Origin of the sequence: Pseudomonas sp. 43NM1, from assembly GCF_002836905.1 — a bacterium.
Classification (GTDB): Bacteria; Pseudomonadota; Gammaproteobacteria; order Pseudomonadales; family Pseudomonadaceae; genus Aquipseudomonas; species Aquipseudomonas prosekii.
The window spans coordinates 59,636-84,208 of the sequence record NZ_MKGS01000069.1 but is presented as its reverse complement, the minus strand read 5'-3'; the positions used below and the strand labels follow the sequence as shown (position 1 = coordinate 84,208).

Annotated in this window: 23 protein-coding genes and 1 pseudogene; 17 read left to right on the top strand and 7 right to left on the bottom strand. The window is 59.1% G+C overall.

Annotated features, from left to right (window positions below):
• Positions 1-269 precede the first annotated feature (269 nt).
• On the bottom strand, positions 270-1,505 hold the full coding sequence (locus BI292_RS08225) for an HlyC/CorC family transporter (protein ID WP_101207569.1): 1,236 nt from the start codon (positions 1,503-1,505) through the stop codon (positions 270-272).
• A 12-nt stretch (positions 1,506-1,517) separates the two neighbouring features.
• On the bottom strand, positions 1,518-2,330 hold the full coding sequence (locus BI292_RS08220) for an inner membrane protein YpjD (RefSeq protein ID WP_101207568.1): 813 nt from the start codon (positions 2,328-2,330) through the stop codon (positions 1,518-1,520).
• 210 nt (positions 2,331-2,540) lie between these two features.
• Between BI292_RS08220 and ffh the strand changes: the two genes are divergently transcribed.
• The 12 genes from ffh (at position 2,541) to BI292_RS08160 (ending at position 13,591) form a co-directional block, all read left to right on the top strand.
• Entirely contained in the window at positions 2,541-3,917 is a 1,377-nt protein-coding gene (gene ffh / locus BI292_RS08215) for a signal recognition particle protein (protein ID WP_101207567.1), read from the top strand.
• A gap of 250 nt (positions 3,918-4,167) precedes the next feature.
• Positions 4,168-4,419, top strand: coding sequence for a 30S ribosomal protein S16 (rpsP, locus tag BI292_RS08210; protein WP_045059142.1), 252 nt, complete (start codon positions 4,168-4,170; stop codon positions 4,417-4,419).
• A gap of 5 nt (positions 4,420-4,424) precedes the next feature.
• Positions 4,425-4,961 (top strand): ribosome maturation factor RimM, encoded by a 537-nt coding sequence (rimM, locus tag BI292_RS08205; protein WP_008014731.1) that lies wholly within the window; start codon positions 4,425-4,427, stop codon positions 4,959-4,961.
• The gene (trmD, locus tag BI292_RS08200; protein ID WP_178076548.1) at positions 4,943-5,716 is read left to right on the top strand and encodes a tRNA (guanosine(37)-N1)-methyltransferase TrmD; all 774 of its coding nucleotides are present in this window, start codon (positions 4,943-4,945) and stop codon (positions 5,714-5,716) included. Before rimM ends, trmD begins: the two co-directional genes overlap by 19 nt.
• A gap of 45 nt (positions 5,717-5,761) precedes the next feature.
• Positions 5,762-6,112 carry a 50S ribosomal protein L19 gene (gene rplS, locus BI292_RS08195; RefSeq protein ID WP_063322826.1) on the top strand — a complete coding sequence of 117 codons (351 nt, stop codon included), beginning with the start codon at positions 5,762-5,764 and terminating at the stop codon, positions 6,110-6,112.
• Positions 6,113-6,212: 100 nt separating this feature from the next.
• The gene (gene xerD, locus BI292_RS08190) at positions 6,213-7,109 is read left to right on the top strand and encodes a site-specific tyrosine recombinase XerD (protein WP_092272793.1); all 897 of its coding nucleotides are present in this window, start codon (positions 6,213-6,215) and stop codon (positions 7,107-7,109) included.
• Positions 7,110-7,460: 351 nt separating this feature from the next.
• Positions 7,461-8,192 carry a bifunctional protein-disulfide isomerase/oxidoreductase DsbC gene (gene dsbC, locus BI292_RS08185; protein WP_092272790.1) on the top strand — a complete coding sequence of 244 codons (732 nt, stop codon included), beginning with the start codon at positions 7,461-7,463 and terminating at the stop codon, positions 8,190-8,192.
• Between the two features lie 133 nt (positions 8,193-8,325).
• A complete protein-coding gene (locus BI292_RS08180) occupies positions 8,326-9,630 on the top strand; it encodes a homoserine dehydrogenase (RefSeq protein ID WP_092281511.1) in 1,305 nt (434 codons plus the stop codon).
• Between the two features lie 66 nt (positions 9,631-9,696).
• Positions 9,697-11,121: a threonine synthase gene (gene thrC, locus BI292_RS08175; protein WP_101207566.1), complete on the top strand. Its 1,425-nt coding sequence runs from the start codon at positions 9,697-9,699 to the stop codon at positions 11,119-11,121.
• Positions 11,122-11,240: 119 nt separating this feature from the next.
• Positions 11,241-12,614, top strand: a complete 1,374-nt coding sequence (locus tag BI292_RS08170) for a transporter substrate-binding domain-containing protein (protein WP_101207565.1) — start codon at positions 11,241-11,243, stop codon at positions 12,612-12,614.
• Positions 12,615-12,730: 116 nt separating this feature from the next.
• Positions 12,731-13,138, top strand: a complete 408-nt coding sequence (locus tag BI292_RS08165) for a response regulator (protein WP_101207564.1) — start codon at positions 12,731-12,733, stop codon at positions 13,136-13,138.
• A 165-nt stretch (positions 13,139-13,303) separates the two neighbouring features.
• Entirely contained in the window at positions 13,304-13,591 is a 288-nt protein-coding gene (locus tag BI292_RS08160) for a DUF3509 domain-containing protein (RefSeq protein ID WP_092272778.1), read from the top strand.
• Positions 13,592-13,761: 170 nt separating this feature from the next.
• Here BI292_RS08160 and BI292_RS08155 read toward each other — a convergent pair whose 3' ends face one another.
• On the bottom strand, positions 13,762-14,685 hold the full coding sequence (locus BI292_RS08155; protein WP_256592637.1) for a TIGR02285 family protein: 924 nt from the start codon (positions 14,683-14,685) through the stop codon (positions 13,762-13,764).
• Positions 14,666-15,865 carry a CaiB/BaiF CoA-transferase family protein gene (locus BI292_RS08150; protein WP_101207562.1) on the bottom strand — a complete coding sequence of 400 codons (1,200 nt, stop codon included), beginning with the start codon at positions 15,863-15,865 and terminating at the stop codon, positions 14,666-14,668. Before BI292_RS08150 ends, BI292_RS08155 begins: the two co-directional genes overlap by 20 nt.
• A 146-nt stretch (positions 15,866-16,011) precedes the next feature.
• On the opposite strand from BI292_RS08150, the gene BI292_RS08145 reads away from it, so the two are divergent.
• The 3 genes from BI292_RS08145 to BI292_RS08135 all read left to right on the top strand — a co-directional run bounded on the left by BI292_RS08145 (position 16,012) and on the right by BI292_RS08135 (position 19,795).
• Positions 16,012-16,554 carry a YaeQ family protein gene (locus BI292_RS08145; RefSeq protein WP_028623872.1) on the top strand — a complete coding sequence of 181 codons (543 nt, stop codon included), beginning with the start codon at positions 16,012-16,014 and terminating at the stop codon, positions 16,552-16,554.
• A gap of 66 nt (positions 16,555-16,620) precedes the next feature.
• On the top strand, positions 16,621-18,330 hold the full coding sequence (gene recJ / locus BI292_RS08140) for a single-stranded-DNA-specific exonuclease RecJ (protein WP_092272769.1): 1,710 nt from the start codon (positions 16,621-16,623) through the stop codon (positions 18,328-18,330).
• Between the two features lie 358 nt (positions 18,331-18,688).
• On the top strand, positions 18,689-19,795 hold the full coding sequence (locus tag BI292_RS08135; RefSeq protein WP_092272766.1) for an NADH:flavin oxidoreductase/NADH oxidase: 1,107 nt from the start codon (positions 18,689-18,691) through the stop codon (positions 19,793-19,795).
• A gap of 207 nt (positions 19,796-20,002) precedes the next feature.
• Here BI292_RS08135 and BI292_RS08130 read toward each other — a convergent pair whose 3' ends face one another.
• The gene (locus tag BI292_RS08130) at positions 20,003-21,640 is read right to left on the bottom strand and encodes a glucan biosynthesis protein D (protein WP_101207561.1); all 1,638 of its coding nucleotides are present in this window, start codon (positions 21,638-21,640) and stop codon (positions 20,003-20,005) included.
• A 413-nt stretch (positions 21,641-22,053) separates the two neighbouring features.
• Between BI292_RS08130 and BI292_RS08125 the strand changes: the two genes are divergently transcribed.
• Positions 22,054-22,239, top strand: coding sequence for a hypothetical protein (locus BI292_RS08125; protein ID WP_092272760.1), 186 nt, complete (start codon positions 22,054-22,056; stop codon positions 22,237-22,239).
• Positions 22,240-22,486: 247 nt separating this feature from the next.
• Here BI292_RS08125 and BI292_RS08120 read toward each other — a convergent pair.
• A pseudogene (locus BI292_RS08120) lies at positions 22,487-22,702 on the bottom strand (phage antirepressor protein); the annotation flags it as partial.
• Between the two features lie 139 nt (positions 22,703-22,841).
• Here BI292_RS08120 and BI292_RS08115 point away from each other — a divergent pair.
• Positions 22,842-23,588, top strand: coding sequence for a tellurite resistance TerB family protein (locus BI292_RS08115; protein WP_101207560.1), 747 nt, complete (start codon positions 22,842-22,844; stop codon positions 23,586-23,588).
• 263 nt (positions 23,589-23,851) lie between these two features.
• Here BI292_RS08115 and BI292_RS08110 read toward each other — a convergent pair whose 3' ends face one another.
• Positions 23,852-24,271, bottom strand: coding sequence for a hypothetical protein (locus tag BI292_RS08110; RefSeq protein WP_101207559.1), 420 nt, complete (start codon positions 24,269-24,271; stop codon positions 23,852-23,854).
• Between the last annotated feature and the right edge of the window lie 302 nt (positions 24,272-24,573).

The following is a 24,573-nucleotide window of genomic DNA, read 5'->3' as shown; positions in this document are numbered from 1 at the left end:
AGGGCGGGGCTTGGGTAAGCGGATTCGATTATAGGAAGGTGGCTAATGATCGAACAAGTGACAAAGGGCTTGCGATGACAACATGTAGCTGGCAATGCAGTTGTGGCGAGGGGATTTATCCCCGTTCGGCTGCGAAGCAGTCGCCAAGCCGGTATGCGCGGTGTATCAGGGAGCGCGCGGCGGCAGGTTTTGGCGCTGCTTCGCAACGCAACGGGGATAAATCCCCTCGCCACAGATAAATCACTTCAACAGGGGGAATGAGTCCGGCTTTAGATTAAAGCTGGGACTGAGCTGGTATGCCAGATCAACACGCGCGTCACGCGGTTGTCTTCGGTCTCGAGAATCTCCAGCCGATAACGACCGATCTTCAGGCACACCGCGCTTTCCGGAATCGTTTCCAGCGCCTCGGTGACCAAGCCGTTAAGGGTTTTCGGCCCGTCGCTGGGCAGGTGCCAACCGAGGCTTTTATTCAGATCACGAATCGACGCCGCGCCATCAATCATCAAGCGGCCGTCGGCCTGTGGATGGATGTGCGGGTTGTCGAGGCTGTGCTCGCTTTCGAATTCACCGACGATTTCTTCGAGAATGTCTTCCAGCGTGACAATGCCAAGCACTTCGCCGTATTCGTCGACCACCATGCCCAGGCGTCGCTGCTGCTTGTGAAAGTTCAGCAACTGCAATTGCAGCGGCGTGCTTTCCGGGACGAAATACGGTTCGTGACAGGCTGCCTGCAAGGCTTCCAGGGTCAGGCTCGCATCCGCCAGCAAATGGCGGATCTGCCGAGTGTTGAGCACCGCTTCGACCTGGTTGATGTCGCTGTGGAACACCGGCAAACGCGTGCGCCGGTTGCTGCGCAGTTGCTCGATGATGTCTTCGAGCGAGTCGTCGAGGTTGATCCCGTCGACGTCACTGCGCGGCACCAGAATGTCGTTGACCGTGATGTTGTCCAGCGCATGAATGCCCGACAAGGCGTGCGGTCGAGTAGAAGCGTGTTCGTGTTCTTCGTGGCTATCCGTCGGCGCCTCGTCTTCGCTTTTTTGCACCACTTTCGCTTTGCGCGCGAACGGGCGAGTCAGCAATTGACTGAAGGCGTTGAGCAGCCACGCGGCGGGGTAGACCAGTTTCAGCGGAGTGCCGAGCAACGTATTGCCCAACGCGAGGATCGCGTCCGGGTAGCGCACGGCCAAGGTGCGCGGCAGGTATTCGGCGAACACCAGCAACAGCACGCCAACCCCGAGGCAAGCGGCCCACGGGCCGTTTTCGGCGAAGGTGAAAATCGCCAGCAAGGTGCTGATGATGATGGCCAGCACGCGGCACAAGGTGTTGCAAAAGATCAGGCTGTTGAGCGCGAAGCTCAGCTTCGCCACCGGTTTGTCTCTGGAGCGCGACGCCACGCGCTGCGCCAGCAAATGCTGTTGCGCGACTTCGATGGCGGTAAACAACCCCGACCACAAAATCAGCAGGGCGATCACCGCCAGCATCGGCCCTATGGGCAAGTCGTCCATTATTGCCGCCCGTCAGATGTGCAGAATGTATTCACGAACCAGCTTGCTGCCGAAATAGGCCAGCATCAGCAGGCAAAAACCGGCGAGGGTCCAGCGGATCGCCTTGTGCCCGCGCCAGCCGAGGCGGTTACGCCCCCACAGCAACACGCTGAACACAATCCACGCCAGACAGGCCAGCAGGGTTTTGTGCACCAGATGTTGGGCGAACAGGTTCTCGACGAACAGCCAACCGGAAATCAGCGACAGCGACAGCAGGGTCCAACCGGCCCAGAGGAAGCCGAACAGCAGGCTTTCCATGGTTTGCAGCGGTGGGAAATTCTTGATCAGTCCGGACGGGTGCTTGTGCTTGAGCTGGTGATCCTGCACCAGCAGCAGCAACGCCTGGAACACCGCGATGGTGAACATGCCGTAGGCAAGGATCGACAACAGAATGTGCGCGAGGATGCCGGGCTCTTCGTCGATCACCTGCACGGTGCCGGCGGGGGCGAATTGCGCCAGCAGCACGGTGGCCATCCCCAGCGGAAACAGCAGAACCAAAAGGTTTTCCACGGGAATTCGCGAGCAGGCCAGCAACGTCAGGGCAATCACCGCTGCGGCGATCAGGCTGGCGGCACTGAAAAAGTCCAGGCCCAGGCCGATCGGCGTCAGCAAGTGGGTCAGCAGGCTGGCGCTATGCGCCAGCACCGCGAGCACGCCGAGCGTGACCAGCAGGCGCTTGTTCGCCTTGGCGCCGGTGGCCAGACGAGTGCCTTGATAGAGAGTCGCAGCGGCATATAAGCAGGCGGCGGCGAGAGTAGTGAGCAAACTCGGTGACAAGGGGAGCATAAATCCTGTTAGGCAAGCCCGAAAGGCGCTGAGTTTGGCATAGAACCCACTTCACACGAAAGACCATACAAGCTGACAGCGAGGTGTCCGCCAGACGCAGTCTTCGCTATAATCCGCGACCTGCCCACGCCGCAGGCTCGCCGAGCACATGTTTACTCCGGTCTGGGCCGCCATTATCCCGGTCTGTACAGGGCCTGAAAGGATCGCGCAATGTTTGAAAACTTAACCGACCGTCTCTCGCAGACGCTGCGCCATGTCACCGGCAAGGCCAAGCTGACTGAAGACAACATCAAAGACACCCTGCGTGAAGTGCGCATGGCGTTGCTCGAAGCCGACGTCGCCCTGCCGGTGGTCAAGGACTTCGTCAATTCGGTCAAGGAACGCGCCGTCGGCACCGAAGTGTCGCGCAGCCTGACGCCGGGCCAGGCCTTCGTGAAAATCGTCCAGGCCGAACTCGAAAGCCTGATGGGCGCGGCCAACGAAGACCTGAACCTGAGCGCCGTTCCACCTGCCGTCGTGTTGATGGCCGGCTTGCAGGGCGCGGGTAAAACCACCACCGCCGGCAAACTCGCGCGCTTCCTTAAAGAGCGCAAGAAGAAGACCGTCATGGTCGTGTCCGCTGACGTTTACCGTCCGGCGGCGATCAAGCAGCTGGAAATGCTTGCCGGGGAAGTCGGCGTTACCTTCTTCCCGTCCGACCTGAGCCAGAAGCCGGTCGAGATCGCGCAAGCCGCTATTAAAGAAGCAAAGCTGAAATTCATCGACGTGGTCATCGTCGATACCGCCGGTCGTCTGCACATCGACGAAGAGATGATGGGCGAGATCAAGGCATTGCACGCCGCGATCAACCCCGTCGAAACGCTGTTCGTGGTCGATGCCATGACCGGCCAGGACGCCGCCAACACGGCCAAGGCCTTTGGCGACGCATTGCCGCTGACCGGCGTGATCCTGACCAAGGTCGACGGTGATGCCCGTGGCGGTGCCGCGCTGTCAGTCCGCGCCATCACCGGCAAGCCGATCAAGTTCATCGGTATGGGCGAGAAGAGCGAAGCGCTCGAACCGTTCCACCCCGAGCGTATTGCTTCGCGCATCCTCGGCATGGGCGACGTGCTCAGCCTGATCGAGCAGGCCGAACAGACCCTCGACAAGGACAAGGCCGACAAACTGGCCAAGAAGCTGAAGAAGGGCAAGGGCTTCGACCTCGAAGACTTCCGCGATCAGCTGCAACAAATGAAGAACATGGGCGGCCTCGGCGGGCTCATGGACAAACTGCCGAACATCGGCGGCGTCAACCTGTCGCAAATGGGCAATGCCCAGGGCGCGGCGGAGAAGCAATTCAAGCAGATGGAAGCCATCATCAATTCCATGACCCCGGCCGAGCGCCGCGACCCTGAGCTGATCAGCGGTTCGCGCAAACGCCGGATCGCCATGGGCTCCGGCACTCAGGTGCAGGACATCGGTCGCTTGATCAAGCAACACAAGCAGATGCAGAAGATGATGAAGAAATTCTCCGCAAAAGGCGGAATGGCCAAAATGATGCGCGGCATGGGCGGTATGCTGCCCGGCGGCGGCATGCCGAAAATGTAAAGAATTCGAGCCTGGGCTTGCCTTGGCTCCGACCCACAGGGATGTGGGATCTCCAGTAAACCCGCCATTGGCGGGAGCTGACTCGCCGTTTTCAACGACGGCTCTATAGCAAATCTTGATGGCGACTGAAAGGCCGCCGGAAAAAGTCATTTGCAAAAGTCCGGATATTCCTTAGAATATGCGGCCTTTCGGGCACCTATGCCCGCTGTGCCTTTAGATTTGCAGCACCGACTACAGGAACGATGTTCACATGCTAACAATCCGTCTTGCCCTTGGCGGCTCCAAAAAGCGCCCGTTTTACCACTTGACCGTAACCGACAGCCGCAACCCGCGCGACGGTTCGCACAAGGAACAGGTTGGTTTCTTCAACCCTGTTGCTCGTGGTCAAGAAGTCCGTCTGTCCGTGAACCAAGAGCGCGTAGCCTACTGGCTGAGCGTTGGTGCACAACCTTCTGAGCGTGTTGCTCAGTTGTTGAAGGACTCGGCTAAGGCTGCGGCCTGAGCAATATGAACGCGACGCCTGCTGTTGCTGATGATTTGATCGTTATCGGCAAAATCTACTCTGTTCATGGCGTTCGCGGCGAAGTGAAGGTGTATTCCTTTACTGATCCGACTGAAAACCTGTTGCAGTACAAAACCTGGACGCTCAAGCGCGAAGGCAATGTGAAACAGGTTGAGCTGGTCAGTGGACGCGGGAACGACAAGTTCCTGGTCGCAAAGCTCAAGGGTCTCGATGATCGTGAAGAAGCTCGTCTTCTGGCCGGTTATGAGATCTGCGTGCCGCGCAACCTGTTCCCTGAATTGACCGACGGCGAGTACTACTGGTACCAGCTCGAAGGTCTGAAGGTCATTGACCAACTCGGGCAATTGCTCGGGAAGATCGATCATCTTCTGGAAACCGGCGCCAATGATGTAATGGTGGTCAAGCCTTGCGCAGGCAGCCTGGATGATCGCGAACGCCTGTTGCCCTATACCGAGCAATGCGTGTTGGCCGTCGACCTTGCCGCAGGCGAGATGAAGGTGGAATGGGATGCGGACTTCTAAGCGTGGCTAATTTGCGCGTGGAAGTGATCAGTTTGTTTCCCGAGATGTTCTCCGCCATCAGCGAGTACGGCATCACCAGTCGTGCGGTGAAACAGGGGCTGTTGCAGCTCACCTGTTGGAATCCGCGAGACTACACGACGGATCGACATCACACTGTGGACGATCGCCCATTTGGCGGTGGCCCGGGCATGGTGATGAAGATCAAACCCCTGGAAGATGCTCTGGTTCAGGCCAAGGCAGCAGCCGGGGAGGCGGCGAAGGTGATTTACCTGTCCCCCCAAGGCCGTCAACTGAATCAGTCGGCGGTACGCGAGTTGGCGAATCTGGATGCATTGATCCTGATTGCCGGCCGTTATGAAGGCATTGACGAGCGTTTTATTGATGCTCATGTCGATGAAGAGTGGTCGATTGGCGACTATGTACTGTCTGGCGGCGAGCTGCCGGCGATGGTCCTGATCGATGCGGTTACACGACTGCTGCCTGGAGCTTTAGGGCATGCGGACTCCGCCGAGGAAGATTCCTTTACGGATGGTTTGCTGGATTGCCCGCACTACACCCGACCGGAGGTGTATGCGGATCAGCGTGTTCCCGACGTATTGCTAAGTGGCAATCACGCGCATATCCGGCGTTGGCGTTTACAGCAGTCCCTTGGTAGGACCTTTGAACGACGCGCCGATCTTCTGGAAAGCCGCTCGCTTTCTGGAGAAGAGAAGAAGCTGCTCGAGGAATACATCCGCGAGCGGGACGATAGTTAACAACGTATCGATGGTAAATCCGACGATTTACCTTAGGAGCACAGCATGACTAACAAAATCATCCTTGCACTCGAAGCAGAGCAGATGACCAAAGAGATCCCTACCTTTGCCCCGGGCGACACTGTTGTCGTTCAGGTGAAAGTGAAGGAAGGCGACCGTTCGCGTCTGCAAGCGTTCGAAGGTGTTGTTATCGCCAAGCGTAACCGCGGCGTAAACAGTGCTTTTACCGTTCGTAAAATCTCCAACGGTGTTGGCGTAGAGCGTACTTTCCAGACCTACAGCCCGCAAATCGACAGCATGGCCGTTAAACGTCGCGGTGACGTACGTAAAGCCAAGCTGTACTACCTGCGTGACCTGTCCGGTAAAGCAGCTCGCATCAAGGAAAAACTGGCTTAAGTCCAGCTTCCCGGTGCAGAAAAAAGCAGCCTACGGGCTGCTTTTTTGTTGCCTGCGATTTATCTTCCCTGACCATACTGTCAGTCTTGCCTGAGCCCTTATGCCCGCCATCGATCATCCTTTGATAGACCAGTTTCTAGACGCGCTCTGGCTGGAAAAAGGCCTGTCCGATAACACCCGGGACGCCTATCGCAGCGACCTGGCGCTGTTCAACGGCTGGCTGCAGGAAAAAAACCTCGAACTGATCAATGCCGGCCGCGAGTTGATCCTCGATCACTTGGCCTGGCGCCTTGAGCAAAACTACAAACCCCGTTCCACGGCGAGATTTCTCTCCGGCGTGCGTGGCTTTTATCGTTATCTGCTGCGGGAAAAGCTGATTGCGGTCGATCCGACCTTGCGCGTCGATATGCCGCAACTCGGCAGGCCGTTGCCCAAATCCCTGTCGGAAGCCGACGTCGAGGCGCTGCTGAACGCGCCGGACTTGAGTGAACCAATCGGCCAGCGTGACCGCGCCATGCTCGAAGTGCTCTACGCTTGCGGCCTGCGCGTGACCGAGCTGATCAGCTTGACGCTGGAGCAGGTCAACCTGCGTCAGGGCGTGTTGCGCGTCATGGGCAAGGGCAGCAAGGAACGGCTGGTGCCGATGGGCGAGGAGGCGATTGTCTGGGTCGAGCGTTATCTGCGCGACGGTCGGGGCGAGCTGCTCGGCGGTCGCCCGAGCGATGTGATGTTTCCCAGCCAGCGCGGCGAGCAGATGACCCGCCAGACCTTCTGGCACCGCATCAAGCATCAGGCCAAAGTCGCCGGGATCGGCAAATCGCTGTCGCCGCACACATTACGTCACGCTTTCGCCACGCACCTGCTCAACCATGGCGCCGACCTGCGCGTGGTGCAAATGCTCCTCGGCCACAGCGACCTCTCGACCACCCAGATCTACACCCACGTCGCCCGCGCCCGCCTGCAAGACCTGCACGCCAAACACCATCCGCGCGGCTAACCAAAACCTGTCGCGCAGCCACCCACGACCCTTGCCACGCGGGTGCCCACGACCTATGTAGCAGCTGGCGAAGCCTGCGTTCGGCTGCGCAGCAGTCGTGAAATCATACGCCGCGGTGATTCATTTAAACCGCGAGCTCAGGATTGACGACTGCTGCGCAGCCGAACGCAGCCTTCGGCAGCTGCTACATGAAAGCGTCGTGCGCCGTGAGCGGGAGGTGTTGCATCACCCGCATTCGGCCATGCAGCCCTTATGTGGTAGGCTTTGCCGGTTTGCACGATGGGCGATTATGACCCGGTGTTTCGGCACGGGCGTTCTGATCGTCCCATTTGTCCGCCCTCAGGAGTTCTCATGCGTCTGACCCAGATTTTCGCCGCCGCAGCTATTGCGTTGGTCAGCACCTTTGCCGTCGCCGATGACGCGGCCGACAAAGCCATTCGTCATAGCCTGGAAAGCCTCCAGCTCGAAACACCAATCGAAGCCATCAGCGCCAGCCCGCTGGCCGGCCTCTACGAAGTCAAACTCAAAGGCAGCCGCGTGCTCTACGCCAGCGCCGATGGCCAGTACGTGATGCAGGGCTACATGTTCCAGCTCAAGGACGGCAAACCGGTCAACCTGACCGAAAAAACCGAGCGCCTCGGCGTGTCCAAACTGGTCAATGAAATCCCGGTAGCCGAAACCGTGGTCTATCCGGCGATCGGCGAAACCAAATCGCACATCACCGTGTTCACCGACACCACGTGCCCGTATTGCCACAAGCTGCACGCCGAAGTGCCTGAGCTGAACAAGCGCGGCATCGAAGTGCGTTACGTCGCATTCCCGCGTCAGGGCCTCGGCTCGCCGGGTGACGAACAGCTGCAAGCGGTCTGGTGCTCGAAAGACAAAAAAGCTGCCATGGACAAAATGGTCGATGGCAAGGAAATCAAGGCCGCCAAGTGCGACAACCCGGTTTCCAAGCAATTTGCGTTGGGTCAGTCGATCGGCGTGAACGGCACGCCGGCCATCGTTTTGGCGGACGGTCAGGTCATTCCGGGCTACCAGCCTGCGCCACAAGTCGCCAAACTGGCGCTGGGCGCGAAATAATTCGCATCGTCACGGTCAGCCTTTGACGATCATGGTTCGGCGGCAGCGTTTGCCGAGCCATTAATAGAGAACCGCGAGTATGCGGTTGTTTTCACGGCCGACCTTGCGTCGGCCGTTTTATGGGGAGTTCACAGTGAAACCGGTCAAAGTAGGCATCTGTGGGTTAGGGACCGTCGGTGGCGGTACCTTCAACGTACTTCAGCGCAACGCCGAGGAAATTGCTCGTCGTGCCGGGCGTGGAATCGAAGTGGCACAAATTGCCATGCGCACGCCAAAGCCTCAGTTCCAAACGACCGGTATTGCGATTACCAACGATGTCTTCGAAGTGGCCACGAACCCTGAGATCGACATCGTCATAGAGCTGATGGGCGGCTACACCGTTGCCCGCGAGCTGGTACTCAAGGCCATCGAGAATGGCAAGCATGTGGTCACCGCGAACAAGGCACTGATCGCCGTTCACGGTAATGAGATTTTCGCCAAGGCGCGCGAGAAAGGCGTGATCGTCGCGTTCGAAGCGGCTGTCGCCGGTGGCATCCCGGTGATCAAGGCCATCCGCGAAGGCCTGTCCGCCAACCGCATCAACTGGGTCGCGGGCATCATCAACGGCACCGGCAACTTCATCCTCACCGAAATGCGTGAGAAGGGCCGCACCTTCGAAGACGTCCTCGCCGAAGCGCAAGCGCTGGGTTATGCCGAAGCCGATCCAACGTTTGACGTTGAAGGCATCGACGCTGCGCACAAACTGACGATCCTGGCGTCCATCGCGTTCGGCATTCCGCTGCAGTTCGACAAGGCGTACACCGAAGGCATCACCAAACTGACCACCGCCGACGTCAATTACGCCGAAGCGCTGGGCTACCGCATCAAGCACCTGGGCGTGGCGCGCAGCACTGCGGCCGGCATCGAGTTGCGTGTACACCCGACGCTGATCCCGGCTGACCGTCTGATCGCCAACGTCAACGGCGTGATGAACGCCGTGATGGTCAACGGTGACGCGGCGGGTTCGACGCTGTTCTACGGCGCCGGCGCCGGCATGGAGCCGACCGCTTCGTCGGTGATCGCCGATTTGGTGGACGTGGTTCGCGCCATGACTTCGGACCCGGAAAACCGTGTGCCGCACCTGGCGTTCCAGCCGGACTCGCTGTCGGCGCACCCGATCCTGCCGATCGAAGCGTGCGAAAGCGCCTACTACCTGCGCATTCAGGCCAAGGATCATCCGGGCGTGTTGGCCCAGGTGGCGAGCATCCTCTCGGAGCGCGGCATCAACATCGAATCGATCATGCAGAAGGAAGTCGAAGAACACGACGGCCTGGTGCCGATGATCCTGCTGACCCACCGCGTGCTGGAACAGCACATGAACGATGCCATCGCCGCGCTTGAAGCGTTGGCCGGCGTGGTTGGCCCGGTGGTGCGGATCCGCGTCGAGCACCTCAACTAAGCCGATATCGTTCACCGGGCCCGTCCACGGGCCCGGCTTCGCGAACACTGTCTATTGGAGCCAGTCATGCGTTATATCAGTACCCGCGGCCAGGCACCGGCCCTGAATTTCGAAGACGTTCTGCTCGCCGGCCTCGCCACTGACGGCGGCCTGTACGTGCCTGAATGCCTGCCACGTTTCACCCAGGAAGAAATCGCTTCGTGGGCCGGCCTGCCGTATCACGAACTGGCCTTCCGGGTGATGCGCCCATTCGTCACCGGCAGCATCCCCGACGCCGATTTCAAAAAGATTCTGGAAGAGACGTACTCTTCTTCCGAGCAAGGCGTGTTCTCGCACAGCGCCATCGCCCCGTTGCGTCAGTTGAACGGCAACGAATGGGTTTTGGAGCTGTTCCACGGCCCGACCCTGGCGTTCAAGGATTTCGCTCTGCAATTGCTCGGTCGCCTGCTCGATTACGTGTTGGAAAAACGCGGCGAGCGCGTGGTCATCATCGGTGCGACCTCCGGTGATACCGGCTCGGCCGCCATCGAAGGCTGCAAGCACTGCGAAAACGTCGACATCTTCATCCTGCACCCGCACCAGCGCGTGTCCGAAGTCCAGCGTCGGCAGATGACCGCCATTTACGGCGAGAACATCCACAACCTCGCCATCGAAGGCAACTTCGATGACTGCCAGGAAATGGTCAAGAACAGCTTCGCCGACCAGAGCTTCCTCAAAGGCACGCGTCTGGTAGCCGTGAACTCGATCAACTGGGCGCGGATCATGGCCCAGATCGTTTACTACTTCCACGCGTCGCTGCAATTGGGCGGCCCGGCGCGTTCGGTGTCGTTCTCGGTGCCGACCGGCAACTTCGGCGACATCTTCGCCGGTTACCTGGCGCGCAACATGGGCCTGCCGATCAACCAGTTGATCGTCGCCACCAACCGCAACGACATCCTGCACCGCTTCATGAGCGGCAATCAGTACGTCAAGGAAACCCTGCACGCTACGCTGTCGCCGTCGATGGACATCATGGTTTCGTCGAACTTCGAACGCCTGCTGTTCGACCTGCACGGTCGCAACGGTGCCGCGATCGCCGGGCTGATGGACAACTTCAAGCAGGGTGGCGGCTTCAGCGTCGAACAGGAACGCTGGACCGAAGCGCGCAAACTGTTCGACTCCCTGGCCGTGGACGATGCGCAGACCTGCGAAACCATCGCCGAGGTCTACGCCCAGACCGGCGAAGTGCTCGACCCGCACACCGCCATCGGCGTCAAGGCTGCACGCGAGTGCCGCCGGAGCCTGGACATCCCGATGGTGATCCTCGGCACCGCTCATCCGGTCAAATTCCCGGACGCGGTGGAGAAAGCCGGTGTAGGAAAAGCGCTCGAACTACCTACACATCTTTCTGATTTGTTTGAGAGAGAAGAGCGCTGCACCGTGTTGCCAAACGACCTGAAAGCCGTGCAGGCCTTTGTCAGCCAGCATGGCAACCGCGGCAAGCCGTTGTAAACTCAAAAAACTGTCACATTTTGAAGCCCGTCTCCTGACGGGCTTTTTCATTTCTGCGTGCACACTTGCCGTGTTTTCGCCCCTGAGGGAAGGGCGAGTTGATCACGAAGGAAGCGGCAATGTTGTTTTTCAGAAGTTTGATTCCAGCCATCTGCTGGATTTTTTTGCTGAGTACGCTGGCATTCGCGCAACGTGGTTTCGCCGCGCAGTTGGTGACTTATGAGGGCGCCAAGCCAGTGGCCGTCAACGCCATCAAGCTCAGTGCCGAGGAGCGCCAGTGGATTCGGGCGAACCCGAAGGTCATCGTCGCTTCGGCGCAGTTTCCGTTGTATCTGTTCAAGGATGAGCATGGTCACTGGAGCGGTTTGAACAACGACATGCTCAACCGTATCAGTGCGATGACCGACCTGAATTTTGTCCATGAAGAATCGTTTTCCACCGGTCAGTTGCTCGGGCGGCTGGAGCAGGGTGGGGCGGACATGAGCACCACGCTGGCGATGAATGACGAACGCCGGGGTTTTCTCGATTTCAGCCATGCCTTCGGGGGTTCTGCGTGGATCATGGTTGGGCGCGCCGGGGCGCCGGAGTTGCAGTCGCTGGAACAGTTGTCGGAAAAAGTCCTGGTGTTACCCGCCCGGCACGCCATGGAAGAAACCATTCGCCGCGACCATCCGCGCATCACGCTGCTCACGGTCAAGACCTACGCCGAGGCGCGGGCACTGGTCGAAAGCGGCGAGGCAGATGCCACCATCGAGAACGAAACCGGCTCGCAGCTTTATCCGATCGGGCAATTGAAAGTAGGACATACGGTAGAAGGTTCGTGGGAAGCCGACCGTTTGGCGGTGCGCAAAGGCCAGCCGCAATTATTGAGCATCCTCAACAAGGCGCTTGAAGCGTTTCCTCCGGCAGAATTGCGGGCGATGCGCCTGAAGTGGCTCGACGGCATTGCCCCGAGGCCCGCGCTTTCGTTCTGGCAGCAGATTTCGCGATGGGGCTGCTGGGGCATGTTTTTCGTCAGCCTGTTCGCCCTGCTGTCGTTGCTCTGGAACCGTCGGCTCGCGGTGTTGATCAAGCGACACCGGGACGTCGAGAAAGACCTCTGCGATCAGCTCGCCTTCCAGCAAGCACTGTTTGATGCCATGCCCGATCCGATGTTCGTGCGTGATCTGCAGGGGCGTTTGATCAAGTGCAACAAAAGCTATGAAGAGGCTTTATCGAAGCGTTTCGATCAGGTTCAGGGGCTACGGTTGATTGAAGGGAACATCTTGCCGAGGGAAACCGCAGAAATGCTGCATGCCGAATTCATCGTGCAGATCGAAACCCGCAAGCCGCGCTTCACCCGGCGTCTGCTGCTATTCAACAACGGTGTCAGGGACATCGATCAATGGACGGTGCCGTTCTACGGAACGGACGGGCATGTTCGCGGGTTGCTGGGCGGCTGGACGGATATTGAGCTGCGCAAGAGTGAAGGGCGGTGCCAATGCGCGCGCTGAGTTTCGGAATTGTCCTATACGACGTGGCTACTTTTCCGATGGGCCGCTGAAGAAGGCTGGCCTAGAGTGATCGACAACTGCGGGCAGAGCCCGCGAGTGTCGTTCCAGAGGTCGCTATGCGCACGCTCAAAATCCTGATTCTTGAACACAATCCTTTCCAGATGATGGCGTTGCACCAAATGCTCAACGCCATCGGCGTCTATGACGTGCTGGCGGCGCCGTCGCTGCGGGTGGCGCAGCGGTCGCTGGCGCGCCGGGGCGCGGTCGATATTGCCTTGTGCAACCCGCAATTGCGCGGCGGCGAGGGGCTGGCGCTAATCCGTCATCTGGTCGAACAACGCGAGGCGCAGTCGCTGGTGCTGCTCGGCAATGTCGCCTCCAGCGTCATGCCGGCCGTGACCACGCTGCTGGCCGAAAGCGAGGTGCAACTGCTCGGGCACCTGCACACGCCGGTGTCCGCGGTGCTGATGCGCCGGCTGCTGGACATTTATCTGATGGAATCGATGTTGAAAGCGCAGGCCTGAACAGGCGTGTTTTTTACTTGTCATCTTTGCCGTGCATGCTCAATCGACCGGGCACCGCGATTGCGCGCGTTCGGTATTCAGAACTTTCTACTCGGGCCAGGGGTCATTTATGTAGACACGCCCTCCCAGGCACTTTGTTTCGGACTATTGAGTGGTGATTGCCAGATGGAAAGTATCAGTCTATTGCTCGGCGAGGCTTTGAGCCCGTATCAAGTGACATTGACCCCTTCGGGCGTCCACGGCGAATGCCTGGTGACGCTGAAGAATGCCGTTGGGGCAATTGTGGTGGAACGCTCATTCAATCAGGCGCAGTTGACCGACAAGTGGCAACTGACTGATGTCGTCGACGGCTTGCACCGCGATGTGCTGATTGCCGAAGGTCGCCTGGAACCCTGCGTGATCGCGGCGTTGCGCAACGCCGCTCAGGACAAGATCCTGGCTAATCGAAATTGAATTGTTTTTTGTGGGAACCTTCCTGCGCCGAGGTCAGTCAGAGCATGTAACAGCAGGATCAAGCATTGTGCTCCGGTGCTTGTAGCTTGCTGCTACGGGTCTTTATGTAGGCCACGTTTAACCCCGAGTTGTCTCCCCACTCCTCGGGGTTTCTTTTTGCCTGAATTTCGTCATTGGCCTGCGCGCTGTTGGAAAAACGCCCGGGTTTCCTCCAGGTATTCCACGCGTCGCGCCGGGTCCAGCCATTTGGCATAGGCTTGGACCAGATGATCATGGGGAAGGGTGCGCAGCACCTGGTTGATCTCGCTGATCGCCCGTCGGCCCTGAGCCGTATTCGAACAGGCGATATACGTCGTAATGTATTTATCCGTGCCTTTGGCCGGGTAAAACGTCAGTTCGTCAGCGGCAATCTGTTCCTGTTGCGCCAGATATCGAATCTCCGGCCAGTAACCCATTACCCCGATCAACCGCCCCAGCCGCTGCATCTGCAGCAGACTGCCGAGTGCGTCATTGCCGTAATGCTGAATCACCGAATCGGCCGGCGCCTCGGTCAATTGCGCATCGAGTAACTGGCCATAACTGCGTCCGGCCACCGCGCCGACTTTTTGCGTGCCACTGGCGAGCAACGCCGCCACGTCGACTTCGCCGTTCACCAGATAAGGTTCGAGTTGGCGTTTGGCATCCTGGCGCACGGTGATGCCATTACTGACGGCGCGGAACACCGGAATCGAAAACGCCATCCATTCTTCGCGCTCCTTGCTCCAGACCAGCGAAGGATCGCAGGTGAAGGATTCATCGCGCAGCATCTGCAGGCTCCGCGCACGATTGACCCGCATCTGCGTGTGATTGTATTGCGGCATGCCCGCGACCAACGACGGGATCAACTGATCGACAACACCCTTGCCCTTTTCCGGGCCTTCGAAAATGGTCAGCGGCGGCAAGTCGCGCAACAGCCAGATCAGCGTTTCTTTCGGTTGCGCGCCGGCGGACGACGAGCCGATCAGCAGCACCAACAGCGCCAGCACGTAGCGGCCGCTGGCGCGTTGGCCGAACACTGAACGCAGGCGCTTCAGCTTAAATGGCCCCGTCTTCACGCAACCGTGCGATCTGTCCCTCGTCGTAGCCAAGTTCGTGCAATACCTGCGCATTGTGCTCACCCAACTGCGGTCCGACCCATTCAGACGTGCCAGGTGTCTCAGAGAGTTTCGGCACGATTCCCGGCATCTTGAAGTCCTTGCCGTCGGGCAACTTGGCGTGCAGGAACATTTCCCGGGCCAGATATTGCGGATCGCTGAACATGTCTTCGGCGCTGAAGATCCGGCTGGCCGGCACCTCGGCCTGATTCAACTGCGCGATCACGCTGTCGAGCGGCAGCGAATTGACCCAGCGATCGATCACCCCATAAATCTCGTCGCGACGGCTGTCGCGGCCATCGTTGCTGGCCAGCAAAGGATCGTTGGCCAGATCTTCGCGGCCGATCAGGTTCATGAAACGCTTGAAAATCGCGTCGCCATTCGCGCCGATCTGCACGTGTTTGCCGTCGGCGCTGGTGTGAATCGAGGAGGGCGTGATGCCAGGCATGATGTTGCCGGTGCGTTCGCGGATAAAACCGAACACGTCGAACTCCGGCACCATGCTTTCCATCATGGCGAAGATCGCCTCGTACAGCGCCACATCGACCACTTGCCCGACGCCGCCATTCACTTCGCGATGACGCAACGCCATCAACGCGCCGATCACGCCCCAGAGCGCGGCGATCGAATCGCCGATGGAAATCCCGGTGCGCACTGGCGGCCGATCCTCGAAACCGGTGATGTAGCGCAGACCGCCCATCGATTCGCCGACAGCACCAAAACCCGGTTGATCTTTCATCGGCCCGGTCTGGCCGAAACCGGAAAGCCGCACCATCACCAGTTTCGGGTTGAGCGCGTGTAAAACTTCCCACCCCAAACCGAGCTTTTCCAACACGCCGGGGCGAAAATTCTCAATCAGGATGTCTGCTTCGCTGAGCAGTTTTTTCAGGATCGCCAAGCCGTCCGGGTGTTTGAGGTTGAGCGTCAGCGACTTCTTGTTGCGTGCCTGGACAAACCACCACAGCGAGGTGCCTTCGTACAACTTGCGCCATTTGCGCAACGGATCACCGCCGTCCGGCGATTCGATCTTGATCACTTCGGCGCCGAACTCGCCGCAAATACGCGAGGCAAAAGGCCCGGCGATCAGCGTGCCCAATTCGATGACTTTCAGACCTGAGAGCGGTTTTCCGGTGAGCGGCATGAGGGATCCTGTAGGACAAAGTGCGAACGATAGAGCGTTTTAACATAGCCGCGTGTCAGTCGCGCGAAGTTGATGGCGGTCAATTCGTTGATTGCCTACTGCATCGGTTAGACTTGCCGCCTTTCCCCGTATCAAGAAGCCCGTTCATGGCCCAGCCGTCCACGACCTACAAGTTTGAACTGAACCTCACCGACCTCGACCGCAGCGTCTACGAGAGCGTGAAGCAGACCATCGCCCGTCACCCTTCGGAAACCGAAGAACGCATGACCGTGCGGCTGCTGGCCTACGCCTTCTGGTACAACGAGCAGCTGTCGTTTGGTCGCGGTCTGTCAGACGTGGATGAACCCGCCCTGTGGGAAAAGAGCCTGGATGACCGCGTCCTGCACTGGATCGAAGTCGGCCAGCCAGACGCCGATCGTCTGACGTGGTGCTCGCGTCGCACCGAGCGCACCAGCCTGCTGGCCTACGGCAGCCTGCGCGTCTGGGAAACCAAAGTGATCCCGGCGATCAAAAACCTGAAAAATGTACACATCGCTGCGGTGCCGCAAGAAATCCTCGAAACCCTGGCCAAAGACATGCCCCGCGTTATCAAGTGGGACGTGATGATCAGCGAAGGGACGATTTTCGTCACCGATGACCGTGGTCAGCACGAAGTCCAGTTGCAGTGGTTGAGCGGCGAACGCGGCTGATCATTCAGCGTTCGCACGCGTCATCCGGTTTTATCCTACGTATCCAAGAGAAGCACCTGTCACCCCATGCGCATCGAACCTCGCCTGTTGCCCGACACCCTGCCATTCCTCGGTGACCTGCCGCCGCTGTTGACCCGCTTGTACGCGGCGCGCGGCGTGCTCAACGAGGCTGAACTGGACAAGAGCCTCGCGCGGCTGATTCCGTATCAGCAGCTCAAAGGCATCGATGCCGCAGTGGATTTGCTGGTGACCGCGCTTGAGCAGCGCCAGCGGATTTTGATCGTCGGCGACTTCGACGCCGATGGCGCCACTGCCAGCACCGTTGGCGTGCTGGGCCTGCGACTCCTAGGCGCGGCGCACGTCGATTATCTGGTGCCGAACCGCTTCGAATACGGCTACGGGCTGACCCCGGAAATCGTCGATGTCGCACTGACCCGCACCCCGCAATTGCTGATCACCGTGGACAACGGCATCTCCAGCGTCGAAGGCGTGGCAGCGGCGAAGAAGGCCGGGCTCAAAGTATTGGTCACCGACCACCACTTGCCCGGCGACGAACTGCCGCTGGCCGACGCCATCGTTAATCCGAACCAGCCAGGTTGCGAGTTTCCGAGCAAGGCGTTGGCCGGGGTCGGGGTGATTTTCTATGTGTTGATGGCGTTGCGCGCGCGCCTGCGCAGCCTCGGCTGGTACGCAAGCAAACCGCAGCCGAACATCGGCGAACTGCTGGATCTGGTGGCGCTGGGCAGCGTCGCCGACGTGGTGCCGCTCGATGCCAACAATCGCATCCTCGTGCATCAAGGCCTGGAGCGGATTCGCGCCGGCCGCGCGCGTCCGGGGGTCAAGGCAATCCTTGAAGTGGCCAAACGTGACCACGCGCGCATCACCTCTACCGACCTCGGTTTTATCGTCGGCCCACGCCTGAACGCGGCGGGGCGCCTGGACGACATGAGTCTGGGCATCGAATGCCTGCTCACCGACAACGCGCAAAGTGCCCGGGAAATGGCGGTGCAACTCGACAGCATGAACCAGGACCGCAAATCCATCGAGCAAGGCATGCAGCGTGAAGCGCTGGCGCAGCTCAAGGATTTGCCGGTGGAATCGATGCCGTTCGGCTTGTGCCTGTTCGATCCCGAGTGGCATCAGGGTGTTATCGGCATCCTCGCGTCGCGAATGAAAGAACGCTATTTCCGCCCGACGTTTGCCTTTGCCGATGCCGGCGACGGTTTGCTCAAGGGTTCGGGACGTTCGGTGCAGGGCTTTCATATTCGCGACGCCTTGAGCGTGGTCGCGGCGCAGCATCCGACGTTGATCAGCAAGTACGGCGGCCACGCGATGGCGGCGGGTCTGACCTTGCCGGAAGCGAATTTTCCGCTGTTTGCCGAGGCATTCGACGCTGAAGTGCGTAGGCAATTGCGCGAAGAAGACCTGACTGGGCGTTTGTTGTCGGACGGCACATTGGCGGTCGAGGAATTTCATCTGGAACTGGCCCGCGCCCTGCGGCATGCCGGGCCTTGGGGCCAGCACTTTCCGGAGCCGCTGTTTCACGGGGTGTTCCAGTTGGTCGAGCAGCGCGTGGTCGGCGAGCGGCACCTGAAAGTGGTGCTGAAAAGTGAATGCGGTTCGGTGAAACTCGACGGGATTGCCTTCGGGATCGATCGCGAGATTTGGCCGAACCCGACGATCAAATGGGTGGAATTGGCCTACAAACTCGACCTCAACGAGTTTCGCGGCAATGAGACCGTGCAGTTGATGATTGCCCACATCGAACCGCGCTAGAGACACCATGCTTGTGTGGCGAGGGGGCTTGCCCCCGTTGGGCTGCGCAGCAGTCCTGAAACCAGTCACTGCGGTTTATCTGGCGAACGCCGGTTAATGGCTATGGGGGCGGCTTCGCCACCCAGCGGGGGCAAGCCCCCTCGCCACAGGTTCGTGCGAACCCGAATTTGCCTCGTTTCAATTCTTGAACCCTCCCTCATCCCCCGTTGTCGACTAGGCTCTAAGCACTGCTTGATTGGCCTTGTGACGTTTCGTCGAGTTTTTTACCCGCGGGGGCGGGTGTTGCGCCTTTTTCCTGTCACTCGTCGACTTTTCAAACAGAACCCTGGAGCCTGACCACTGATCCGAGAGGTGCCCCATGAGTCTGCTGCTTGAACCCTATACCCTTCGCCAATTGACCCTTAATAACCGCATCGCGGTGTCGCCGATGTGCCAATACTCGAGCGTCGATGGCCTGGCCAACGACTGGCACCTGGTCCACCTCGGCAGCCGTGCGGTTGGCGGCGCCGGGCTGATATTCACCGAAGCCACGGCGGTCACTGCCGATGGCCGCATTACCGCCGAAGACCTCGGTTTGTGGAACGACGAACAGATCGAACCGCTGCAGCGCATCACCCGATTCATCGCCGCCCAAGGCGCGATTGCCGGCATTCAACTGGCGCACGCCGGGCGCAAGGCCAGTACCCATCGGCCGTGGATCGGCAAGCACGGCAGCGTCAAACCGGAGGACGGTGGCTGGACCCCGGTCGGGCCTTCGCCGATTGCTTTCGACCCGCAACACACGCACCCGACCCAACTCGATGAAGGGCAGATCGCCGAGGTCATTCAGGCCTTTGTCGCTGCGGCCAAACGTTCCCTGACCGCCGGTTTCAAAGTGGTCGAGATCCACGCCGCTCACGGTTACCTGCTGCATCAATTCCTTTCGCCCCTGAGCAATCAGCGGCGCGACCAGTACGGCGGCTCGTTCGAAAATCGCATTCGGCTGGTCCTGCAAGTCACCGAAGCGGTGCGTGCGGTCTGGCCTGAAGAGCTGCCATTGTTCGTCCGCGTGTCGGCCACCGATTGGGTGGAAGATGGCTGGAATCCGGATGAAACCGTGGAACTGGCGCGACGCTTGAAAGACCTCGGCGTGGACTTGATTGACGTTTCTTCCGGCGGCACCGCAGCGAATGCGGAAATTCCGACAGGCCCGGGTTATCAGACGCGCTTCGCTGAGCGCGTGCGCAAGGAATCAGGCATCGCCACGGGCACCGTAGGAATGATTACCGAGCCGGCGCAGGCTGAGCACATTCTGCGCACCTGCCAGGCCGACGTCATCTTCCTCGCCCGCGAGTTGCTGCGCGATCCGTACTGGGCGCTGCATGCCGATGATGATCTGGGTGGGCGCAAAGCGGTGTGGCCGGCGCAATATCAGCGCGCTACGCATCGCGATCAGCCGATTCATGAGTCTGATTTGCGTGACTGATTGATGCGCTGAAAATAAAAAGCCCCGGCCAATTCTGGTCGGGGCTTTTGCGTTTCTGAGTCGGGATTTTTGTTGCTTGTACCGTCCTCTTCGCGGGCAAGCCTCGCTCCTACAGGGTTTGCGGCATGTGCCAATGATGCGGACGATACACATCCCGTAGGAGCGAGGCTTGCCCGCGAAGAGGCCCGCGCAAGCGACCCTTTAACCTCAGATGTACTTACGCTTCTCCGGCGCCGGCGGGAAGTACTGGTACAACCAGGTCTCGCTCAACGTCCGGTCATTGGTGCGGATAAACAACCGCAGCTCCACCGGCGCGACGCTGTCATTGGTCGGGTACCAGTCAAAGGTGATGCGGTAACCCTTGATGTCATCCAGCACCAGCACGTTGAAATCCTTCACTTCGCCGTTCGAGCAGGTCACTACCGGCTCAATGCCCGCACCGGCCGGCAAGCGATCGAGCCCGCCGCCGGTGAAGTCCACGGCAAAACGCCGCGCCCAGACTTCCGGGTAATGCTCGCCCGGCGCCCAGCCTTCAACAAAGCCGCCCATGCCCGAACGGGTCGCATTGACCCGCGCCAACGGCGTGCTGACCGGCGGCAACGCGCTCCAATAGAGCTTGTAGCCGTAATTCAGCGAGTCGCCGGCAGCCACCGGTTTCTTCGGCGTCCAGAACGCGACGATGTTATCCAGGGTCTCGCCGGTTGTAGGAATTTCCAACAAATCGATAGAGCCTTCGCCCCACGCGGTTGTAGGTTCTACCCACAGGCTCGGACGTTTGCTGTACCAATCGACGGTGTCCTGGTAACTGGCAAACTCGTGATCGGTCTGCACCAGGCCGAAACCTTTCGGATCAGTGTCGGCGAACGCGTTGAATTGCAGGGTCGCCGGGTTGTTCAGCGGACGGCAGATCCACTCGCCGTTGCCGCGCCACATCGCCAGGCGATCAGAGTCGTGGATTTGCGGGTGAATGGTGTCGCACATGCGCCGCTCGTGGGTGCCGCAGCTGAACATGCTGGTCATCGGTGCGATGCCCAGTTGTTCGATGGCGGTACGCGCATTGATGTGCGCGTCGATGGCCATGACCACCTGACTGGCCTGGCAGTCGATATCAAAACGGTAGGCGCCGGTAGCGCTCGGCGAATCGAGCAGGGCGTAGACCACAAACCGTGTGCTGTTCTTGTCCGGCGTTTCGAACCAGAACTTGGTGAAGTCGGGGAACTCCTCGCGTTTCTTCGCGTAAGTGTCGATCGCCAAGCCGCGCGCCGAGAGGCCATATTGGCCAGAGGCATCGACCGCGCGGAAGTAGCTGGCGCCGAGGAAAGACAACACGTCGTGCTTGTCCAGCTCAGGTGCCTTGAACAGTTTGAACCCGGAAAAACCCAGGTCGGCGCCCAGTTGCTTGGTGTCGACCGTGGTTTTTTCATAGTTGAACAGCGACGGGCGAAAATGCACTTCACGGGCCTGACGCGTCTTCGGATCGACGCTGTACATGCGCACCGGTTGCTTGAAACCCATGCCGACATGGAAGAACTGCACGTCCAGTTGACCGTTGACGTCGTTCCACAGCGAGTGCTTGCCGTCGTACTGAATGGCGTTGAAATTTTGCGGCGTCATGGTCGCCAGCGTTGGCGGCAGCACCTGCTTGGTGTCCTGATAACGACTGGTGGCAAGCTGCTTGGCTTGGATCTTCAGCGCTTCGAAGTCGAACGCCTGAGCGTCGCCATCAGCGGCGCCACCATTCGCGCTATTGCCGGCCCACGCGCGTGCGGCGAGCAGGCCAGTGGCCGAAAGACCGGTGTAGGCAGCGATAGCCATGGACGCTTTGAGCAAATTCCTGCGGTGCATAAGTACAACCTGTCGTGAACAATCCCGCGCCGTTCCTGGCACTGCTGGATCAAAAAAAGGGGTTCGGACATGCCTTCGGCCAAACGCAACGGACTTTAAACAGATGCCAAATAGCTTAAACCGTTCGGTCACCCAGAAAAAATGATTGGTTACACCAAGCCAGTGTGGCAATGAAACAAGACATGTCAGTGAACATTTCCCACAGCACTTTCTGATTTACAGGGCATATCTGCTTTTTTCGACTAATTACTCTAAAAACCCCTTTTCAGCGCCGATTTAATTCCTATTCTATGGACATGACCGGTTGCGGCCCTGAAGGCCGGTGGGTTCAGCGCGCACCCAGTGACTGCTGAAAGTGGTAGGGCGATGCGGTTTTCTGAAGTTTTCTTTGACGTATTAAAAGGACATCGTCCATGTCGAAAGTACAAGGCATCACCGAACTGTTAGGAATCTTCCCTTGCCTGACCACCGGTCGGCGCAGGCGTCGACTCAATTCGGAGGAAATGAAACTGGTGGAGCGTTATCGGGAGTTGTCGGAGAGCGATCGGATCGCGATGAGGTATCTGGTGGATGCGATGAGGAGTGTTTCGCGGTTTTGAGGAGCCGGCATTGGCGGTGACATGATGTCGCGGCAAAACGCGATCTGTAGCAGCTGGCACAGCCTGCGTTCGGCTGCGAAGCAGTCGTGAAATCAGACTGCGCGGTGCTTCAGGAAGACCGTGCGTTCAGGGTTTACGACTGCTGCGCAGCCGAACGCAGGCTTCGCCAGCTGCTACAAGGAGGGTGTTTCGACTAACCAAAAGGGGCGGACCGTAAGGTCGGCCCCTTTTCATTTTTACCCTGCCTTCAACTGCAAGTACCCATGATCTTGAACGGTCGCTGCACCTGCATCAGGTCGGGCATATCGCGCCAGTTGATCCATGCTTGATGCTGCCAGTGCAGCAGCGGCACCGAGATGCCGGCCCATTGCAGCGAGCTCATGCGTGGTCTGTTATCCATGGGTGACGCGCTGGAGTTGCGCAACATGGGGACGACTTCATTGCTCAGCCAGTGGCGCAGGTCGAATAGCTGGGCGGGCGCCGGGAGGTGCTGAAACAGCCAAGCAACATCTGGAAGCACTCTCGCCGCTGGGCGTTGGGCACTTTCGCTCTAGGCTGGTTGCCTTATTGTTCCGGTTACCCCGAATTCGTGGAGGCAGCAAATGAACACCCGTGGATTGCTCGATCAGCTACTCAAATCCGGTCAGGACTTGTTGCAGAAAAAGGCTGGCGGTCACTCGCAGAAGTCTTCTGGCGGCTCGGTTGGCGGTTCTGTCGGCGGCGCGCTGGGCGGTTTGCTCGGCGGCAGTAGTGGCTCGGGCGGCCTCGGCGGTTTGCTCTCGGGCGCGGGCGGCGGCGCTTTGGCAGCGGGCGCGATGGGGCTGTTGATGGGCAACAAAAAGGTCCGTAATGCCGGCGGCAAAGTCGCGCTCTACGGCGGCCTCGCGGCGTTGGGCGTGATTGCCTACAAGGCGTACGGCAACTGGCAGGCGCAGCAGGGCACTGCAGCGAAGGTCGAACCGCAAACCGTCGACCGGGTGCCGCCCGCGCAGGTCGAGCAACACAGCCAGGCGATTCTCAAAGCGCTGGTCGCGGCGGCCAAGGCTGATGGCCATGTCGATGAGCGCGAACGTGCGTTGATCGAGGGCGAATTCACCAAGCTCGATAACGATCAGGAACTGCAGCACTGGCTGCACGCCGAGCTGAACAAACCGCTGGACCCGACCGACGTCGCCCGCGCCGCCAGCACCCCGGAAATCGCCGCCGAAATGTACATCGCCAGCGTGATGCTGGTGGACGAAGAGAACTTCATGGAGAAATCCTACCTCGACGAACTCGCGCGGCAATTGAAGCTTGAGCCGGGGTTGAAGGTGGAGTTGGAGAAGCAGGTGCGGCAGGCTGCGATGTAATCAATGCTCCCTGACACCGCTGAACTGATCGTTCCCATGCTCCGCGTGGGAATGCCTCATTGGACGCTCCGCGTCCACTTGGGACGCAGAGCGTCCCCGGCTGCATTCCCACGCAGAGCGTAGGAACGATCAATAATCTCCGCGGGCAAGTCCTGTAGCATTCCCCACTGGCTTCTTCACGGTCCCTTCCTGCCAGGTCATCACCGGCAACGTACAAAACTCCACCAGCATCAAATTGATGGGGTTTCGTTATCTGCAGAAAGTTAATCGTTTGTCATGTTGAAAGAGCCGATGACGGTGCCGCCATCATTTTCCAATGTGACTCTATAGGTGCCCAGCGCTTGTTTGTAGTTATTGAGTGTGACGCTCAATTCGCCGTCTTCGACGAAGTGGTGCTGTCCACCCACTTGAACGGCCCAGCGCAGATAGCTCGGCAAGGTGACGACATCCTTTTTGTAATTCACGATGTACGGCCCGCCATTCTGAAGTTTGGCAGGGAAGGATAGCGCCACATGTTGATTGTCTTTATCTCCGATGAGAAATGCGGCGTCCGACATTCGAAAATAATGCACAGTGTTTGTCTGAAAAATCATTGTTCCATCTTTGAAGGCTGAGAGCTCTCCAGTAGTTGTCTGCGCTGTCTTTTCGTCGTGTGAAAGGTCTTCGTAATCAAGAACGGCCATGGTTCGGTCCCACCTTGGATTGGTTGAGCACCAAAGACTACAAATCGCTCAGCGTGGCCTCAACTGTCATTTCTGACAGTTCATTAGAGTGTTTTTGCTGTTTTTCCGGATTTTTATGTAACTTTCGTAATTAGGTGAGCCACTCGAGGTTCGTCAGGGCGCTGGCGAGCCTTGGCAAGCGTTCACAGCGGCCGACGCTATCCACCAAGATGCTTCATGACGTATCCATCATCCCTTTATGCAGATCTGCCGCTGGCCTTGATGCTGCGTTCGCTTGAAAGTCCCATCCCGGAGCTCGCGCG

Excerpts from the sequence above, each read along its gene's own strand:
- BI292_RS08225 (WP_101207569.1), bottom strand. The coding sequence starts at position 1,505 with ATGGACGACTTGCCCATAGGGCCGATGCTGGCGGTGATCGCCCTGCTG.
- BI292_RS08220 (WP_101207568.1), bottom strand. The coding sequence starts at position 2,330 with ATGCTCCCCTTGTCACCGAGTTTGCTCACTACTCTCGCCGCCGCCTGC.
- ffh (WP_101207567.1), top strand. The coding sequence starts at position 2,541 with ATGTTTGAAAACTTAACCGACCGTCTCTCGCAGACGCTGCGCCATGTC.
- rpsP (WP_045059142.1), top strand. The coding sequence starts at position 4,168 with ATGCTAACAATCCGTCTTGCCCTTGGCGGCTCCAAAAAGCGCCCGTTT.
- rimM (WP_008014731.1), top strand. The coding sequence starts at position 4,425 with ATGAACGCGACGCCTGCTGTTGCTGATGATTTGATCGTTATCGGCAAA.
- trmD (WP_178076548.1), top strand. The coding sequence starts at position 4,943 with ATGGGATGCGGACTTCTAAGCGTGGCTAATTTGCGCGTGGAAGTGATC.
- rplS (WP_063322826.1), top strand. The coding sequence starts at position 5,762 with ATGACTAACAAAATCATCCTTGCACTCGAAGCAGAGCAGATGACCAAA.
- xerD (WP_092272793.1), top strand. The coding sequence starts at position 6,213 with ATGCCCGCCATCGATCATCCTTTGATAGACCAGTTTCTAGACGCGCTC.
- dsbC (WP_092272790.1), top strand. The coding sequence starts at position 7,461 with ATGCGTCTGACCCAGATTTTCGCCGCCGCAGCTATTGCGTTGGTCAGC.
- thrC (WP_101207566.1), top strand. The coding sequence starts at position 9,697 with ATGCGTTATATCAGTACCCGCGGCCAGGCACCGGCCCTGAATTTCGAA.
- BI292_RS08170 (WP_101207565.1), top strand. The coding sequence starts at position 11,241 with ATGTTGTTTTTCAGAAGTTTGATTCCAGCCATCTGCTGGATTTTTTTG.
- BI292_RS08165 (WP_101207564.1), top strand. The coding sequence starts at position 12,731 with ATGCGCACGCTCAAAATCCTGATTCTTGAACACAATCCTTTCCAGATG.
- BI292_RS08160 (WP_092272778.1), top strand. The coding sequence starts at position 13,304 with ATGGAAAGTATCAGTCTATTGCTCGGCGAGGCTTTGAGCCCGTATCAA.
- BI292_RS08150 (WP_101207562.1), bottom strand. The coding sequence starts at position 15,865 with ATGCCGCTCACCGGAAAACCGCTCTCAGGTCTGAAAGTCATCGAATTG.
- BI292_RS08145 (WP_028623872.1), top strand. The coding sequence starts at position 16,012 with ATGGCCCAGCCGTCCACGACCTACAAGTTTGAACTGAACCTCACCGAC.
- recJ (WP_092272769.1), top strand. The coding sequence starts at position 16,621 with ATGCGCATCGAACCTCGCCTGTTGCCCGACACCCTGCCATTCCTCGGT.
- BI292_RS08135 (WP_092272766.1), top strand. The coding sequence starts at position 18,689 with ATGAGTCTGCTGCTTGAACCCTATACCCTTCGCCAATTGACCCTTAAT.
- BI292_RS08130 (WP_101207561.1), bottom strand. The coding sequence starts at position 21,640 with ATGCACCGCAGGAATTTGCTCAAAGCGTCCATGGCTATCGCTGCCTAC.
- BI292_RS08125 (WP_092272760.1), top strand. The coding sequence starts at position 22,054 with ATGTCGAAAGTACAAGGCATCACCGAACTGTTAGGAATCTTCCCTTGC.
- BI292_RS08115 (WP_101207560.1), top strand. The coding sequence starts at position 22,842 with ATGAACACCCGTGGATTGCTCGATCAGCTACTCAAATCCGGTCAGGAC.
- BI292_RS08110 (WP_101207559.1), bottom strand. The coding sequence starts at position 24,271 with ATGGCCGTTCTTGATTACGAAGACCTTTCACACGACGAAAAGACAGCG.